This is a genomic window from Brassicibacter mesophilus, assembly GCF_050433385.1.
GTDB classification, from domain to species: domain Bacteria; phylum Bacillota; class Clostridia; order Tissierellales; family Proteiniboraceae; genus Brassicibacter; species Brassicibacter mesophilus.
This window is the reverse complement of record NZ_JBNPXI010000002.1, coordinates 248,429-265,955: the sequence shown is the minus strand read 5'-3', so window position 1 is coordinate 265,955 and position 17,527 is coordinate 248,429. Positions and strand designations below refer to the sequence as shown.

The window sequence follows — 17,527 nt, the reverse complement described above, 5'->3', positions numbered from 1 at the left end:
TGACTTCTATGAGTCTAAAGAGAATAGGGAGAATATCTGAAGAAATAAAAAGAATTGTTAGTGGTGTAATTATGAGTGGCTTAAAAGATCCAAGAATTTCTCCCATGACCAGTATAACTCAAGTTCAAGTTACAAGGGACTTAAGGTTTGCAAAGATATATATAAGTGTTTTAGGAGATGAAGAAAGCAAAGAAAATACTCTAAAAGGACTTCAAAGCGGGAGTGGATTCATAAGAAAAGAGATAGGTAAAAGCTTAGATTTAAGGTATACTCCAGAGCCGCTATTTTATTTAGATAAGTCTATAGAACATGGCATGCATATATCTAAGCTTTTGTCTGATATGAAAAAGGAAGATGAAGCTAAAGGAAGTAGTAATGATGAATAATTCTTTAGATTCAATAAATGAAGTGTTATTGAGAGTTCATAGTTATGAAAAAGTGTGTCTTATATCTCATATCCATCCAGATGGAGATAGTTTAGGCTCACTTTTATCTCTTGGACTTGCTCTTATGCAAGTAAAAGATACAAATTTAACTATAGCTTTATCAGATGAAATACCACCAAGTTTTAATTTTCTACCAGGAATTGATTTTATACAGAAAATAGATAGTAGTAAGCATTTTGATTTACTTATTACGCTAGATTGTGCAGATAAAGATAGAATTGATGTAGATGATAGCTTCCTTGAGGAAAATGTAGATATAATTATGAATATCGATCATCATACTTCAAACACAAGATTTGGTAGCTTGAATTTGGTCATTGAAAATGCTAGTTCAACTGGAGAAATAGTATATGAATTAATAAAGAATATGGATATAAATATTACACCTGATATAGCTACTTGTCTTTATGTTGCGTTATCTACTGATACAGGTAGCTTTAAATATGATAATACTAGTTATAAAACTCATTTGATTGTTTCTGAACTTATTAAAATAGGTATTGATACAGGTAATATAAACATTGAACTATATCAAAATAGAAGTCTAGGAAGAACTAAACTTTTCATTGAAAGCTTAAATACATTACAATTATTTGAAAATAACAGTATTGGTATTGTTACGGTAACAAAAGAAATGATTAAACGAAATAATGCTACAATCCAAGATGCTGATTCAATAGTCGAATTTATACGTGATATTGATTGTGTAGAGGTTGCATGCATATTAAAGGAAGTAGATGAAAATGTGATAAAAATTGGTCTTAGATCAAAACGACAAGTTAATGTGTCTGAGATTGCTAAAGCTTTCTATGGTGGAGGCCACATTAAAGCAGCAGGATGTACTATATATGATAATGTGGATAATGCAAAAGCACTTATTTTAAACAAGATAAAAAGTGAGCTTGGGAGATAATATGAATGGTATAATAAATGTTCTAAAACCGTCTGGAATGACATCTCATGATGTTGTTAGTTTTATAAGAAGAACGCTGAATATTAAAAAAGTAGGACACACTGGTACTTTAGACCCTAATGCAGCTGGTGTGCTACCTGTTTGTATAGGTAAAGCTACTAAATTAGTGCAATTTTTTAATGATTTCAAAAAGCAATATAGAGCGGAATTGTCTTTTGGTTATGAAACTGATACGCAAGATAAATATGGTAATGTTGTAAATAGATGCGATACATTTAATATAAACAATAGTGATATAGAAAGAGCACTTAATAATTTTGAAGGGACAATAGAACAAATCCCACCAATGTATTCTGCTATAAAGTATAATGGCAAAAAACTTTATGAACTCGCTAGAGAAGGTAAAACAGTTGAAAGAAAACCAAGAAAAGTAATTATATACAATAGTAATTTAATTAAAAACTATGATAATAACAAGATTTTATTTGATGTTGAATGTTCAGGAGGTACATATATAAGAACACTATGCAATGATATTGGAAGATACCTTGGAGTTTATGGCTGTATGACATTTTTGTTGAGAACTAAGGTCGGGGTATTTAGCATAAATGATGCATTCACACTAGAAGAAATAGCTAAGTATAAGAAGCTGAATCAAGTTGATAAGATAATACTTCCTTTAGATTATGCATTAAATAAATATAAGTCTATTCAATTAAATGAAAGGTATCTTTCTATTCTTACAAATGGAGGAAAGATTACACTTGGGAACGATTATTCAATTTATCATAACATTCCAAGCGATGATATTATTAAAGTATATTGCGATAACTTGTTTATTGGATTAGGAAGAATTATCATAATGAATAATGAGTATCTGCTAAAAATGGATAAAGTATTAGTATAAAGGTGATAGCTAATGAACATTATATTTGATATAGAAAAAAGCTTAAATTTGAAAACAGCTGTGGCATTAGGTAACTTTGATGGATTGCATATAGGACATCAATATTTAATCTCTACGATGAAAAAGTTGGCTCATGATAGAGGATTAACTCCATCTGTTTTTACTTTCAATAACAGTACATCTACTAAATTTAAAACTCGTAAAGATTATAACATTCTTATGAGCAATGAAAAAAAGATTGGGACGCTAGAAAAAATGGGAGTAGACACACTTTATGCGGTAGATTTTAACGATGAAATCATGCATATGTGTCCTGATGAATTCATAAAGAAAGTTATTGTCGATAAGTTAAACGCAGAACTAGTTGTAGTTGGTTTTAACTTTAGATTTGGCTTTCAAGCTAAAGGAGATGTCGAATATTTAAAAAATATAGGGAGCAAATTTGGGTTCGAAGCGGTTGTCATAAACCCAGTTACGAAGAATAACAATGTTGTTAGCAGTACCTATATTAGAAAATTATTAAAAGAAGGCAATATTAAAGAGGCAAATGAATTACTTGGAAGACCATATGTAATTGCCGGAAATGTTATTGAAGGTAAAGGTAGAGGGAAGGAACTTGGATTTGCTACAGCAAATCTTAAATTTGATACAGATTATTTAATACCTAAATTTGGTGTATATAAAACTGTTACTGTGTTCAATAACAAAGATTACTTAAGTATAACAAATATAGGTAAAAATCCAACATTTAATGACGTAGAATTTAGCGCTGAGACACATATTTTAGACTTCAATGAAGATATTTATGGTAAGAAGATTGAAATTAGGTTTATAGATTTTTTAAGGGAAGAAATTAGATTTAATGATAAAACTCAATTAATAGGACAGGTTCTTAAAGATATAGAGAGCGTTCGGCTTGAGAAATAATTATTTACAATTTATTATGTATATGGTACAATAAGGTTTGTCAATACCTTATGCTATGTTTATTGTAGCCTCGACAATATACTTGGCTTAAGGTTTAATCAAATAATTAGGAGGTATGAATAATGAATTTAAGTAAAGAAGAAAAGGCTATGATTATTGAAGAGTACAAAACTCACGAAGGTGACACTGGTTCACCGGAAGTTCAAATTGCTATTCTAACTCATAGAATTAACAAATTGAACGACCACCTTAAAATGCATAAAAAAGATCATCACTCTAGAAGAGGTCTTTTAAAAATGGTTGGACAAAGAAGAGGATTACAAAACTATTTGGAAAAGAAAGATATTCAGAGATATCGTAATCTTATAGAGAGATTAGGTTTAAGACGTTAATTGGAGCGGGGATACCCGCTCTATTAATTTATAATTAATAAAATAGCTGTTGTTTTTTTTGATTTCGAGGCAATAATAATGATATGTAAATATCAATTGAAGGAGGTAGAATATGGAAAGAACATTTGAGCATGTTTTAGCAAATAGAAAGATGTCAGTTACTATTGACAAAGTAGCAGAACAAGCAAATGGTGCTTGTTTAGTTCGATATGGAGATACAGTAGTACTCGTGACAGCTACATCTTCAAAGGAACCAAGAGAAGGCATAGATTTTTTCCCATTAAGTGTTGATTACGAAGAGAGGCTGTACTCAGTTGGTAAAATACCAGGAGGATTTATAAAGAGAGAAGGTAAACCAAGTGAAAAAGCTATACTAACATCTAGATTAATAGATAGACCAATAAGACCATTATTTCCCAAAGACTATAGGAATGATGTTCAAGTTATTGCTACAGTGCTCTCTGTAGACCAAGATTGCACTCCAGATATAGTTGCTATGATAGGTGCATCAATAGCACTAACTATTTCAGATATACCTTTTAATGGTCCTACAGGGTCAGTTTCTATTGGATTAATAGGTGAACAACTTATTATAAATCCATCCTGTGAAGAGAGAGAAAAGACAGAATTAAATCTAGTTGTTTCAGGTACTGAAGATGCTGTTATGATGGTTGAAGCTGGTTCAAATGAGATAGATGAATCAGTAATGCTTGAAGCTATAATGACTGGTCATGAAGAGATTAAAAAAATATGTGCTTTTATTAATCAAATTAGAGAAGAAATTGGTAAAGAAAAAGCGACTTATAAAGGATTTAGTCCTGATGCAGAAGTAGACCAGCAAATAAGAGAGTATGCTACAGAAAAATTGATAGAAGCTATTAAAACCTTTGACAAGCAAGAAAGACAAGACAATATTGATAGAGTTAAACAAGATGCATTAGATGTATTCATAGAAAAATACCCTGAAAAAGAAAAAGATATTAATGAAGTATTGTATAACATCATAAAAGAGCAGGTTAGACGATTAATATTAGAAGAGGGTATTAGACCTGATAATAGAAAAGTTGATGAAATAAGGAAGATAACCAGTGAAGTTGGATTGTTACCTAGAACTCATGGTTCAGGCCTATTTACCAGAGGACAGACTCAAGTACTTACAGTTGCTACTTTAGGAGCAGCAAGTGATGTTCAGATAATAGACGGGCTAGGTGAAGAAGAAGCTAAAAGATATATGCATCACTATAACTTCCCTCCATATAGTGTAGGAGAAACTAGATTCTTAAGAGGGCCTGGTAGAAGAGAAATAGGTCATGGGGCTTTAGCTGAGAGAGCTTTAGAACCTGTTATACCTAAAGCAGAAAAATTTCCGTATACAATTAGAGTTGTTTCTGAGGTTGTAAGTTCTAATGGATCTACATCTCAAGCAAGTGTATGTGGAAGTACGCTTGCACTATTAGATGCGGGTGTTCCAATTTCTGCACCTGTCGCTGGGATTGCGATGGGATTAATAAAGTCAGATGATAAAGTACAAATATTAACAGATATTCAAGGTATGGAAGACTTTTTAGGAGATATGGACTTTAAAGTAGCTGGAACTGAAAAAGGTATCACTGCCATACAAATGGATATTAAAATTGCAGGAATAAACAGAGAGATATTAAAAGAAGCACTAGAAAGAGCGAGAATAGGGAGACTATATATATTAGACAAAATGAATGAAGTTATCTCAGCTCCGAGAAAAGAATTGTCACCATACGCACCAAGAATATTAACTATGAACGTTAACCCTGATAAAATAAGAGATATTATTGGTCCTGGCGGAAAGGTAATAAACAAGATAATTGATGAAACAGGAGTAAAGATAGATATAGAAGATGACGGAAAAGTTATAGTTGCAGCAGATAATATAGATATGGGGCGTAAAGCAATCGACTTAATAGAAAGAATAGTCAGAGACGTAGTAGTAGGTGAAATGTATCTTGGAAAGGTTACTAGAATAATGCCTTTTGGTGCATTTGTAGAAATATTAAATGGAAAAGAAGGATTAGTTCACATATCTAATATTGCAAGAGAGAGGATTAACAAAGTTGAGGATGTATTATCTATAGGAGACGAGGTATTGGTAAAAGTTACAGAAATAGATAATCAGGGCAGGATAAATCTATCTAGAAAAGATGCACTTCCAAAAGAAGAAAAAAGTGAGGAAGAGAGTAAATAGGGACATGGACCAAAAGGTTTATGTCTTTTTTATTATACGTTTTATTATATAGTCTTCGAAATATGTTTAAATAAAGTTTTTCTTGATTTGAATGCTTAAATATAAGCCTTTGTTATAATTTTATATTCCTAGAATATTTATATAAGTAAGGAAAAGTAATAACATTGTCCTTAAAAATATTTTAGGAGGTAAGGTCATGAAGATAATTTACATAAGATATAAGTCACTACTTATAGTTGTATTAATAGTATTTGTAATATTGCTAATTAGTAGTTTATTGTTTTTGAAAATGGGTAATAGATCACAGGAAACCTTTTTCAATGATGATGTGTTCTATAAAGGAAATGTAGATGATAATATAATAGCTTTTACGTGCAATGTGGATTGGGGAAATGAATATATTCCTACAATGTTAGAAATATTTAAGAAAAACGACATTAAAATTACATTTTTTGTGACAGGTAGATGGGCAGATAAAAATAGTGAACTGCTTAAGCAAATATATGACAATGGTCATGAAATAGGAAATCATGGTTATACTCATAGAGACTATGATAAGTTATCCTATGAACAAAATAAAAGTGAAATACTTAGAGCCGATCAAGTAATTAGCCAGACTTTAAAATATAAGGCAAAGTATTTTGCACCACCATCAGGTGCGTATAATGATAGTACAGTCAGAGCAGCAAAAGAATTAGGATATAATGTAATTATGTGGAGTATTGATACTATTGACTGGAGAAAGGATAGTACAAAGGATAAAATCATAAATAGAGTAATCACCAAACCACATAACTCTGCCATAGTACTCATGCATCCTAAAGAAGAAACTATAAAAGCTTTGCCTACGATAATCCAATCGTTGACTGAAAAGGGATATAAGATAGGATGTGTAAGTGACATAGTTAAATGAATAAGTGTAAGTTGAAAATAATTTAATATTAAACTATAATTAATATTGCAACGATTGATGATTGATATATGCTTAGGAGGAAAATATGTTTAATAAAATTGAGCTAAAAAATGGATTAAGAATAGTATCGGAATATATTCCACACGTAAAGTCAGTGTCAATAGGTATATGGGTTGAAGCTGGCTCACGCAGAGAAGGATATAATAATAATGGCATTTCGCATCTTATAGAGCATATGCTGTTCAAAGGTACAAAGAATAGGACGGCAAAAGAAATAGCTGAAAGTTTTGATAATATAGGTGGTCAATTAAATGCTTTTACAAGTAAAGAATGTACATGTTATTATGCTAAGGTTTTAGATTCACATATTCAAATTGCAATTGAAGTTTTATCAGATATGATTTTTAATTCCAAATTTGATGAATTTGAAATTAAAAAAGAAAAATCAGTAATATTCGAAGAGATTAAGATGTACGAGGATTCACCAGAAGATTTGGTTCATGATTTATTATCTCAAACTATTTTTAATGGAAATACTTTATCACTACCAATTCTCGGTACAGAAGATTCATTAAGTAATCTTACTAGAGATGATATTATTCAGTATTTCAAAAAATATTATATTCCAAATAATACAGTAATATCTATAGCTGGAAATTTTGAATTAGAAGAAATAATTGAGTTAATAAAAAAATATTTTGGTAGCTGGACAAAGTCTAAAAATAACTCATTAACATATGAAAAACCTTCTTTATTGCAAAGAATGTCAAATAGAAAAAAAGATATTGAGCAACTTCACTTCTGTTTGGGCACGGAAGGCATTTCTCAAGGCCAAGATGAACTCTATTCTCTACTTGTACTAAATAATATACTAGGAGGAAGTATGAGTTCTAGACTTTTTCAAACTATTAGAGAGGAAAGAGGGCTAGTATATTCAATATACTCATATCCTTCTTCATATAAAGATATAGGAATATTTACTATATACGCTGCTTTAAATCCAAAACATTTCTTAGAGGCAGTAGATTTAATTATTAAAGATATAGATTTAATAAAAAATGAATACTTATCTGAAGAAGAAATTTTTAAATCTAAAGAGCAGTTAAAAGGTAATTATATTTTAGGACTGGAGAGTACTTCAAGTAGAATGACATCAATAGGTAAATCTGAGCTGTTATTAGGGTCAATACATTCTCCAGACCAGATTATCGAAAAAATAGATCAAGTATCTTTTGAAGATGTTAGAAAAGTAGTTAATAGGATATTTGATAATAATAAGTTTAACATAGCTTATGTAGGTAATATAAAAGATAATAATATAAAAGAAAAATTGAAAAAAATATGTTTTGAATAGATTACGTTTTAGTAATCTATTTTTTTGCTATAAAAAATAGTATCATAACGAATGTTATCATAAATGATAAAACATAATATATTTTTTCTTACATATTATAATACAAAACAAATAAGGAGTGATAATTTTGAAATTAAGTGAATTAGGTGGAAAAGAAATTGTTAATTTAAATGACGGAGGCAGATTAGGTGTAATAGCAGACTCTGACCTTGTTATTGATGAAAAAAGTGGAAGGATTTTGGCTCTATTGGTCCCAGATAAGAGAGGTCAATTTCGAATTTTTAGTGATAAGAATGAGATAGAAATTCCATGGTCTGCTATAAGAAAAATTGGAAATGATATGATGATTATTGAGTTAGACGAAGAAACTAAAAGTAGAAGAACATTTACTCTTTAATATCACAAACAGACAAAAATGTCATATAATAAACTATAGGAGTAAATTTATAAAATACTTTTATTAATTCTTATCTGCTATACATTCGAGGTGAAAACATGAAAATTATAGTACAAAAATTTGGAGGAACATCAGTTGCTAACGAAAAGAATAGAGAAAAAGTTATATCAAAAATAATCAGTAAGCTTAATGAAGGATATAGAATTGTTGTTGTAGTGTCAGCCATTGGAAGAGAGGGAGATCCATATGCAACTGATTCGTTATTAAAGCTTGTCAATATGAATCACACAAATCAACGGGAACTTGATTTACTCGTATCATGTGGAGAAATTATATCATCAGTTGTTTTATCAAGCCAGCTAAATCATAAGGGATATGACACTGTTGTATATAATGGACATCAAGCAGGTATTATTACAGATGAGAACTATGGCAATGCACAAATATTAGCAGTATCACCAGAAAAAATAATTAGTAGTTTAAATCAAAAAAAGATAGTTATTGTAGCAGGTTTTCAAGGTGCATCTATTAATGGAGAGATTACCACATTAGGAAGAGGCGGAAGTGATACAAGCGCATTAATTTTGGGTGAAGCTCTTGGATGTGATTATGTAGAGATATATACTGATGTAGATGGTATAATGACTGCAGATCCGAAACTAGTACCTGATGCAAAATTAATAGAAACGATGTGTTATTCTGAAGTTTATCAATTAGCTGAAGAAGGAGCTAAAGTAATACATCCGAAAGCGGTTGAAGTAGCAGAAAGAGGGAATATTAAAGTAGTTGTTAAGAACACTTTAAGCGAATGCTGTGGTACTACTATAAAACATTTTGATTTCTACAAAAGTAAAAATGATAATATAATAAGCGCCATTACTTACATGAAAAAAAGAGCGCAAGTGACAATAGAAATGGATGAAAGAAAAGATAATATAGAAAACTTATTTGCAGATATATCAAATAAAAATATAAGTATTGATCTTATAAACCTTTTTATGGATAAAGAAATTTTTACGATAAATCAAAATGACATAAGCTCTATTGAAGAACTACTAATATTAGGTAATTATAAATATAAGATTATTCCAGATTGCTGCAAAATAAGTGTTGTAGGTCATAGAATGAGAGGGATTCCTGGTGTAATGGCAAGGATAGTAAAAGCACTTACGAAAGAAAAAATTGCTATTTTGCAATCCTCAGACTCACATACTACTATTTGGTGTCTTGTTAATGGAAAAGATTCTGACAAGGCTTTGAGAGCTTTGCATAATGAATTTAAATTAGGTTCAAAGTAGACTGTTAAGTCTACTTTTTTTTAGTTATAGGCATATATTATTTCGTTTAGCAAACAATAAATAGGTATATAGATAGATTAAAGTTTTAGTTTTTCTTTAAAATTGTATTGACAAGGAGGATTTTTATGAATAATATTAATGATTTTAACAAAGATTACATATTTCCTTCATTGACAAATGAAGAGCAAGAACAGCAGCCTAATACCGAAGATTCAGATCATGAAAATGAAGAAAACAAACCAACAGAAAACTTGAAGTCTTTTGGAACACAGAATGTTCCTACATTACCACAAGACATTCAATTCATATCAATTATAGGCGAAATAGAAGGACATATGGTATCGCCGCCACAGAAAAAAGCAACAAAATATGAGCATATAATGCCTCTATTAGTTGCAGCTGAACAAAATCCAGAAATTAAAGGGATATTTATTATTTTAAATACAATTGGTGGAGATGTAGAAGCAGGATTAGCTTTATCTGAAATGATTAATAGCTTAAGTAAACCTAAAGTATCTTTAGTTCTAGGGGGCGGACATAGTATTGGAGTTCCACTTGCTACATCGAGTGACTATTCTTTTATAACTCCAACAGCAACAATGACTATACATCCAATACGTATGACAGGTCTAGTTATAGGAGTTCCTCAAACTTTTAGATACTTTGAAAAAATGCAGCAACGTATAATTAATTTTATTCTTAGAACATCTAGTATAGATAGAGAAACGTTATTGAAACTAATGTATGATACGGATGAAATAGCTAATGACGTAGGAACAATTTTAATTGGAGGAGAAGCAGTTAGTTTTGGACTAATTAACGAAGTTGGTGGTTTCAGTAACGCTCTTAATAAGCTTAAAGATTTAATAGCTAACAACAATGGATGATAAATAAAATAGTATATTTAAATAAATTATGTTATAATTACTTCAGTGAAGTGTTAATGATGCCCATTAACACTTTAATTTTCTATGGGTATTATTTTTGTGATTTTTATGAAAGTTTTTACAAATTATGTCTGATTTATTTGAGAAACAATTGCAATAAAATATTTTTTTGTAAAAAACTTCATACATACTACTTTATAGGTGTTTTATAGAGGATTTTATTATCCTCTGTAGAAATACTTTCTTTGAGGTGATATTATGGGAAGAGCAAAATCAAGAAGTGCTGCTGCAAGTAAAAAGAAAAAGAAGGGTGAATTAAATATTGAAATAGTTGGGATCATAGCTATTTCCTTAGGTATATTATCTTTAGTAAGCATGTACAGCGATTCTACTGGTGTAGTTGGAAATCTTATAAGAAGTAAATCAATGACCTTAGCAGGATTTGGAGGGTATATATTTCCTTGTATTATTTTAGTCATTGGTTTTTTTTCCATTATAAATAGAATTGACTACATTAGAAAATCAGTATCACTAGTAATTTCTTATTTAGGTTTTCTTACTATACTAGACATTTACTTATTTCCTTTTATAGATGGTATCTCTTTTACAGAAAAATTGAATCTAGCAGTGATTGCTGGTGAGTCTGGAGATGGTGGAGGAGTAATTGGAGCTTTCTTTTCGTATCTCTTTCTAAACTTGTTTGGAACTACAGGGTCTTATATAGTAATTTTTTCAATAATTCTTGTATCAATACTTGTGTTTACAAATGCAAGCATTCTTAAGATTTTAAATTTTATATTCATGAAACTAAAGAAAATTATTCAGTCATCACTAATTGTAATAAGGGATTTTGTCTATATTGATGATACAAATAAAAAACCTAATAGAAAAAGCAAAAAAGAAACTACTCAATCAAAAACAGAGTTGTCTAATGCACCTAGTACATTTGAAAGCGCTGATATTGTTTCTACTAATGAAGTTGATCAGAAAATTCGCATCTTGGACTATACTAAAAACAGCGATAAAGAAAGTGTGAAAAAAACTGAAGAACATAGCCAGATAAATAATTCAGATGATCAACTTGAAATTCACGAACTTAATAGTAGTACTGTCCAGAGCTATGAATATTTTACTCTTCCAGGCTTAGAACTATTAGCTGAGGGTAAAACTAATAATAGCATAAGTGATAAAAAAGAAGTTTTATCAAATGCAAGCAAATTGATTGAAACATTATCTAATTTTGGTATTGAAGCAAAGATAATACAAGCTAGTATTGGTCCTAGTATAACAAGATATGAATTGCAGCCTGCACCAGGAGTAAAAGTAAGTAAAATAGTTAGTTTAACAAATGACATTGCATTAAGTTTAGCTTCTTCAGATTTGAGGATGGAAGCCCCTATACCAGGGAAATCTGCAATAGGGATTGAAGTTCCTAATAAGCATAAGGTCAGTGTAAGTCTTAAAGAAATATTGCAGTCGCAAGAATATAGTAGTACAGATACCAAAATACCTTTGGCTTTAGGAAAGGATATAGCAGGCAAACCGATTGTTGCAAATATAGAAAAAATGCCACATTTATTAATTGCAGGGGCCACAGGTTCAGGAAAAAGTGTGTGTATAAATACCTTAATTACAAGTATTCTTTATAAATCTAAGCCAGATGAAGTAAAGTTGCTGATGATAGACCCTAAAGTTGTCGAACTAAGTGTATATAATGGCATTCCCCACTTACTTATACCAGTAGTTACTGATGCAAAAAAAGCAGCAAGCGCTTTAAATTGGGCTGTGCAAGAGATGACAAGGAGATATAATTTATTTGCGCAAAATGCAGTTAGAGATATTGTGAGTTATAACAATAAAGTTATTAATACAGATTTGGAAAAGCTTCCACAGTTAGTTATTATTATTGATGAACTTGCAGATCTTATGATGGTTTCAGCTTCTGAGGTAGAGGACTATATTTGTAGACTAGCACAAATGGCCAGAGCTGCTGGAATGCACTTAATTGTTGCAACACAAAGACCTTCTGTAGATATAATTACAGGAACAATAAAAGCTAATATACCTTCAAGAATTTCATTCGCGGTTTCTTCTCAAGCTGACTCGAGAACAATACTTGATATGGGTGGAGCAGAAAAGCTTTTAGGTAAAGGTGACATGCTATATTATCCAGTTGGTGAGTCTAAACCAATGAGAATACAAGGTGCGTATATAGGTGAAGATGAGGTCGAAAAAATAGTTGATTTCTTAAAGAATCAAAGTGATGTAGAGTATAAAAAGGACATAATAAACGAAATAAATAGTGATGTAGACTTAAATTCCAACAGTGATGATGAATTGTTACCAAAAGCAATTGAGATAGTAGTAACTGAAGGACAGGCATCTATATCTCTATTACAGCGTAAGCTAAGAATTGGATATGCTAGAGCTGCAAGGATAATTGATGAAATGGAGGAACGTGGGGTTATAGGAGGCTACGAAGGAAGTAAGCCTAGAAAGGTACTGATATCTAAAGAAGATATGGATGCGTAAGATAGTTTTACTCGTGAGTAGTTTTTCAATTTTTCTATATTCCAATAATCAGAGAAGGTGAACCAATGATAAAAGAGATTGATATATATAGTGCACTAGATAGGGATGATTTGCACTATATTGATGTAAGAAGTCCAAAAGAATTTGAGGATGATACAATACCAGGAGCGGTTAATTTGCCAATTTTAGATGATGAAGAACGAGAATATGTTGGATACCTATATAAGCAAGTAGATCCTGAGCAAGCCAAAGAAAAAGGGTTAGAATATGCTTCTAAGAAGCTGGTATACTTTTATCAAAAAGTTAAGGAAATGCAAAACAGTAATAAAAAAATCGCTCTTTTTTGTTATCGAGGAGGCATGAGAAGCAATTCTATTGCTAGAGTACTTGATGCTATGGGCATTGAAATTTTTATTATAAAAGGTGGATACAAAAGTTATAGGAAACATGTAATAGACAAACTAAACATATTAAATACTAAACATAAATATGTTGTACTTCACGGGTATACGGGTGTAGGTAAAACAAAGATTCTCAAGTTACTTGAAGAAAAGGATTACTCTATTTTAAATCTAGAAGAAATAGCAAAAAATAGTGGGTCAGTGTTTGGAAGTGTGGCTTATGGTGGTATGTCAAACTCCCAAAAGAAGTTTGAATCACTTTTAGTAAAAGAACTAGATAAAGTTAATGATAAAATAATTTTTACAGAAAGCGAAAGCAAAAGAATTGGTAAGGCAATAATTCCAGATCCTTTATTCAATAATATGGAAAATGGATATCATATTCTTATTAGTACAAATATGGAAAACAGAATAAAAAACACGCTAGATGATTATATAAATATCGATTCAAAAAATAAGGACGAAAACATAAGGAAATCTATATATTTACTAAAAAAGAGACTAGGTAACAATAAGGTTGAAGAACTTATAAAAGAGTTTAATAATAATAACTATGAATATATAATACGTGAGCTTATGGTAAATTACTATGATCCTCTATACAAGTATTCTATTGATAAATTAGACCAATATGATAAAATAATTGAGTATAATGAAATAAATGAAGCAGTAGATCAATTAATCAATTTTCTTGATGGCTGTAGTAAATGAAAGGAGTCTTTTTATGAGTTATAACATATCAATAATCTCTTTAGGATGTTCAAAAAATCTTATTGATTCTGAGTTAATGATGGGAATTTTATCTAAAAATAAATTCATTCTTACTGAAAAAGCAGAGACAGCTGATATTATTATAGTAAATACATGTGGATTTATTGATTCAGCAAAAGAAGAATCAATAGATACAATTTTAGAAGTTGCTCAGTTTAAAAAAACTGGAAACTGTAAAGTTCTAATAGTAGCTGGTTGTTTAGGAGAGAGATACAAAAATGAACTTCTAAATGAGTTGCCTGAAGTAGATGGAGTAGTTGGTACTGGTAATATATATGAGATAGTAGATATTATAAATGACTCTTTTAAAGGTCATAGAACTATAAGAACAGGAAGTATCGACATAGAATATAATGAGAATTTTTCAAGAATAATTTCTACTCCAAAGCATACAGCTTATATTAAAATTGCAGAAGGCTGTGACAATTATTGTACTTACTGTATTATACCAAAACTTAGAGGAAAATATAGGAGTAGGTACTTAGACTCTATAGTTGAAGAAGCCAAGTTCTTATCAGATAATGGAACTAAAGAAATTATTCTTATCGCTCAGGATACGTCAAAATACGGAATAGATATACATGGTAAATATATGCTTCCTAAACTGTTAGATGAGCTTAACAAGATTGATGGACTAGAATGGATTAGACTACTATATCTCTATCCTGAGACTTTTACAGATGAACTTATTAGTAGCATAAAGAATAATGAAAAAGTTGTTAAATACGTCGACATACCAATTCAACATATAAATGACCGAATCTTGAAAAGAATGAATAGAAAAACTACTAAAAATATGATAACCGGATTAGTTAATAAGTTACGAAACGAAATACCTAATATTATAATAAGGACAACTATAATTGTAGGATTTCCGGGCGAGACTGACGAAGAGTTTAATGAGCTTTGTAGTTATATTGAAGAAATGAAATTTAACAGACTAGGTGTATTTACTTATTCTAAAGAAGAAGATACTCCTGCTGCATTATTAGACAATCAAGTTACTGAGCATGTTAAAGAAAATAGACAGAAGATAATAATGGAAAAGCAAAAAATCATTTCATATACAGAAAATAAACAAAAAATAGGCAGTAATTATAAAATACTAGTTGAGGAAAAAGTCAATGACAATAGCTATATCGGAAGGACATACATGGACAGTCCTGAAATTGATGGTGCTGTATATATAGACAGCAAAGAGAGTTTGAAAATTGGAACTTTTTATAATGTGAAAATTACTGACTGTTTGGAATATGATTTGATGGGAGAGATTATAAATGAATTTAGCGAATAAATTAACTCTTGGAAGAATCTTTTTAGTTCCAATTTTTATGTTTTTTTTATTAGTTAAAATACCATACGGGGAGTATATTGCTGCTGGTATATTTATATTAGCAGCTTTAACAGATAGTCTAGATGGTTATATTGCAAGAAGTAGAAATCAGATTACTAAATTTGGCAAATTCATGGATCCATTAGCAGATAAACTCCTTGTTTCTGCAGCGCTAATTTCCCTTGTAGAGATGGATAAATTGTCTGCTTGGGTTGTGGTAGTTATTGTAGCTAGAGAGTTTGCTATTACTGGACTACGTGTATTAGCTGCATCTGAAGGGATCACTATTGCAGCTAATTGGTGGGGAAAAATTAAAACGATTACTCAAATAGTTGCTATCGTGGCGTTACTATTGAATAATTACCCATTTAGCTTAATCAATTTCCCTTTTGATAGAATATCAGTAGCTTTAGCAGTAATCTTTACTATAATCTCTGGAGTTGATTACTTATATATAAACAAAGAAGTGTTTTTATCAAGCAATAAATAAAAAAGATGCTTTCTAATAAATTGAGGTGATTGAGTGAAAGCTGAAATCATGAGTGTAGGTACAGAACTATTACTAGGTAACATTTTAAATTCAAACTCACAATTTTTGTCACAAGAACTAGCTCTATTAGGTATAGATGTTTATTTTCAGACAACTGTAGGGGATAACAAACAAAGAATTATCGAGACAACTCTCGTTGCTTTAGAGAGAGCAGATATTTTAATCTTTACTGGCGGGTTAGGTCCAACAAATGATGATATTACAAAAGAGGCTGTGTGCGAAGTCTTAAATCTAGATCTGCAATTAGATGAAAGAATTCTATCAGCGATTAAGAAGAGATTTGTTGACAATAACATATGCATGGCAAATAACAATCTGAAGCAGGCTTTAGTACCTGAAAATAGTACTATTTTAAAAAATGATTATGGGACTGCACCAGGCATTTATCTTAATTGTAAAGATAAAATATTAATAATGCTCCCTGGACCTCCAAATGAAATGATACCTATGTTTGATAATTATGTAAAACCATTATTAAAGTCTTTAACTAGTTTTACAATAAAATCAAAGGTTATTAAAACAATAGATATATGCGAATCATCTTTAGAAGAAATGATTTCAGATTTAATACTAGGACATAAAAATCCTAGTATAGCTACATATGCTAAAGATGGTCAAGTTGATATTAGAATAACTGCTAAAGCAGATAGTGAAATATTAGCTGATAAGATGCTTTTAGATATACAAACTAAAATAGAAGACAAAATAATACAATATATATATGGATATGATGATGATAAACTTGAAAAAGTAGTATTACAACTTGCTAATAAATTAAACACAAAGATAGGCTTCTGTGAATCATGTACAGGTGGACTGATAACCAGTATGTTTACTAAGTTACCAGGAGCCTCTAATGTTTTGGATAGATCAATAGTTACATATAGCAACACATCAAAAATGGAGGAAGTACATGTTGATGCGCATATTTTAGAAATGTACGGAGCAGTAAGTGAAGAAACTGCAGTTCAAATGGCGAATGGATTACTTGAAAGAACAGACATTGATTTAGCTGTATCAGTAACTGGTATTGCAGGTCCCACTGGAGGAACAATAGAAAAGCCTGTTGGATTAGTTTATATAGGTTTAGCATCAAAAAAGAGATGTTTAGTGTTTAAGAAATTTTTTAAAGGAGATAGAGAGACTATACAAATCAGAACAGCTAATACTGTTTATAACTTAATTAGAAAGTATCTTCTAAATCTATTATGATGTTGACTTAACCTTAAAACTATTATATAATTGCAATAGAACATGTGTTCGAATTATAGGGAAGGTGGTGAATCCC

Annotated in this window: 16 protein-coding genes; all 16 read left to right on the top strand. The window is 30.5% G+C overall.

The annotated features are described in order from the left end of the window. Positions 1-8 precede the first annotated feature (8 nt). Positions 9-386, top strand: a complete 378-nt coding sequence (gene rbfA / locus HNR33_RS03825) for a 30S ribosome-binding factor RbfA (protein WP_429080193.1) — start codon at positions 9-11, stop codon at positions 384-386. Beyond that, complete coding sequence (locus HNR33_RS03820; RefSeq protein WP_429080191.1) at positions 379-1,359, top strand: DHH family phosphoesterase; 981 nt, start codon at positions 379-381, stop codon at positions 1,357-1,359. Before rbfA ends, HNR33_RS03820 begins: the two co-directional genes overlap by 8 nt. 1 nt (position 1,360) lies before the next feature. Further along, complete coding sequence (gene truB, locus HNR33_RS03815) at positions 1,361-2,266, top strand: tRNA pseudouridine(55) synthase TruB (RefSeq protein WP_429080190.1); 906 nt, start codon at positions 1,361-1,363, stop codon at positions 2,264-2,266. 12 nt (positions 2,267-2,278) lie between these two features. Next, positions 2,279-3,193 (top strand): bifunctional riboflavin kinase/FAD synthetase, encoded by a 915-nt coding sequence (locus tag HNR33_RS03810; protein ID WP_429080189.1) that lies wholly within the window; start codon positions 2,279-2,281, stop codon positions 3,191-3,193. 122 nt (positions 3,194-3,315) lie between these two features. Continuing rightward, positions 3,316-3,585, top strand: coding sequence for a 30S ribosomal protein S15 (gene rpsO, locus HNR33_RS03805; protein ID WP_429080187.1), 270 nt, complete (start codon positions 3,316-3,318; stop codon positions 3,583-3,585). Positions 3,586-3,697: 112 nt separating this feature from the next. After that, entirely contained in the window at positions 3,698-5,803 is a 2,106-nt protein-coding gene (locus HNR33_RS03800) for a polyribonucleotide nucleotidyltransferase (RefSeq protein ID WP_429080184.1), read from the top strand. Positions 5,804-5,999: 196 nt separating this feature from the next. After that, on the top strand, positions 6,000-6,716 hold the full coding sequence (locus tag HNR33_RS03795; RefSeq protein WP_429080182.1) for a polysaccharide deacetylase family protein: 717 nt from the start codon (positions 6,000-6,002) through the stop codon (positions 6,714-6,716). Positions 6,717-6,801: 85 nt separating this feature from the next. Beyond that, a complete protein-coding gene (locus tag HNR33_RS03790; protein ID WP_429080181.1) occupies positions 6,802-8,070 on the top strand; it encodes a M16 family metallopeptidase in 1,269 nt (422 codons plus the stop codon). Between the two features lie 127 nt (positions 8,071-8,197). Then, a complete protein-coding gene (locus tag HNR33_RS03785) occupies positions 8,198-8,467 on the top strand; it encodes a YlmC/YmxH family sporulation protein (RefSeq protein ID WP_429080179.1) in 270 nt (89 codons plus the stop codon). Between the two features lie 98 nt (positions 8,468-8,565). Further along, complete coding sequence (gene dapG, locus HNR33_RS03780) at positions 8,566-9,765, top strand: aspartate kinase (protein WP_429080178.1); 1,200 nt, start codon at positions 8,566-8,568, stop codon at positions 9,763-9,765. A gap of 125 nt (positions 9,766-9,890) precedes the next feature. Beyond that, entirely contained in the window at positions 9,891-10,652 is a 762-nt protein-coding gene (locus HNR33_RS03775; protein WP_429080176.1) for a ClpP family protease, read from the top strand. Positions 10,653-10,910: 258 nt separating this feature from the next. After that, positions 10,911-13,184: an FtsK/SpoIIIE family DNA translocase gene (locus HNR33_RS03770; protein ID WP_429080175.1), complete on the top strand. Its 2,274-nt coding sequence runs from the start codon at positions 10,911-10,913 to the stop codon at positions 13,182-13,184. Between the two features lie 65 nt (positions 13,185-13,249). Further along, entirely contained in the window at positions 13,250-14,296 is a 1,047-nt protein-coding gene (gene mnmH, locus HNR33_RS03765) for a tRNA 2-selenouridine(34) synthase MnmH (protein WP_429080172.1), read from the top strand. Positions 14,297-14,309: 13 nt separating this feature from the next. After that, entirely contained in the window at positions 14,310-15,650 is a 1,341-nt protein-coding gene (gene rimO / locus HNR33_RS03760) for a 30S ribosomal protein S12 methylthiotransferase RimO (protein WP_429080169.1), read from the top strand. After that, on the top strand, positions 15,634-16,179 hold the full coding sequence (gene pgsA / locus HNR33_RS03755; protein ID WP_429080167.1) for a CDP-diacylglycerol--glycerol-3-phosphate 3-phosphatidyltransferase: 546 nt from the start codon (positions 15,634-15,636) through the stop codon (positions 16,177-16,179). The genes rimO and pgsA overlap by 17 nt, the downstream gene beginning before the upstream one ends. A 33-nt stretch (positions 16,180-16,212) precedes the next feature. Next, positions 16,213-17,451: a competence/damage-inducible protein A gene (locus HNR33_RS03750; RefSeq protein ID WP_429080165.1), complete on the top strand. Its 1,239-nt coding sequence runs from the start codon at positions 16,213-16,215 to the stop codon at positions 17,449-17,451. Positions 17,452-17,527 lie beyond the last annotated feature (76 nt).

Coding starts and splice junctions, on each gene's coding strand:
- mnmH (WP_429080172.1), top strand. CDS start 13,250: ATGATAAAAGAGATTGATATATATAGTGCACTAGATAGGGATGATTTG.
- HNR33_RS03775 (WP_429080176.1), top strand. CDS start 9,891: ATGAATAATATTAATGATTTTAACAAAGATTACATATTTCCTTCATTG.
- HNR33_RS03770 (WP_429080175.1), top strand. CDS start 10,911: ATGGGAAGAGCAAAATCAAGAAGTGCTGCTGCAAGTAAAAAGAAAAAG.
- HNR33_RS03800 (WP_429080184.1), top strand. CDS start 3,698: ATGGAAAGAACATTTGAGCATGTTTTAGCAAATAGAAAGATGTCAGTT.
- rimO (WP_429080169.1), top strand. CDS start 14,310: ATGAGTTATAACATATCAATAATCTCTTTAGGATGTTCAAAAAATCTT.
- HNR33_RS03790 (WP_429080181.1), top strand. CDS start 6,802: ATGTTTAATAAAATTGAGCTAAAAAATGGATTAAGAATAGTATCGGAA.
- pgsA (WP_429080167.1), top strand. CDS start 15,634: ATGAATTTAGCGAATAAATTAACTCTTGGAAGAATCTTTTTAGTTCCA.
- HNR33_RS03810 (WP_429080189.1), top strand. CDS start 2,279: ATGAACATTATATTTGATATAGAAAAAAGCTTAAATTTGAAAACAGCT.
- dapG (WP_429080178.1), top strand. CDS start 8,566: ATGAAAATTATAGTACAAAAATTTGGAGGAACATCAGTTGCTAACGAA.
- HNR33_RS03795 (WP_429080182.1), top strand. CDS start 6,000: ATGAAGATAATTTACATAAGATATAAGTCACTACTTATAGTTGTATTA.
- rbfA (WP_429080193.1), top strand. CDS start 9: ATGAGTCTAAAGAGAATAGGGAGAATATCTGAAGAAATAAAAAGAATT.
- HNR33_RS03820 (WP_429080191.1), top strand. CDS start 379: ATGAATAATTCTTTAGATTCAATAAATGAAGTGTTATTGAGAGTTCAT.
- truB (WP_429080190.1), top strand. CDS start 1,361: ATGAATGGTATAATAAATGTTCTAAAACCGTCTGGAATGACATCTCAT.
- rpsO (WP_429080187.1), top strand. CDS start 3,316: ATGAATTTAAGTAAAGAAGAAAAGGCTATGATTATTGAAGAGTACAAA.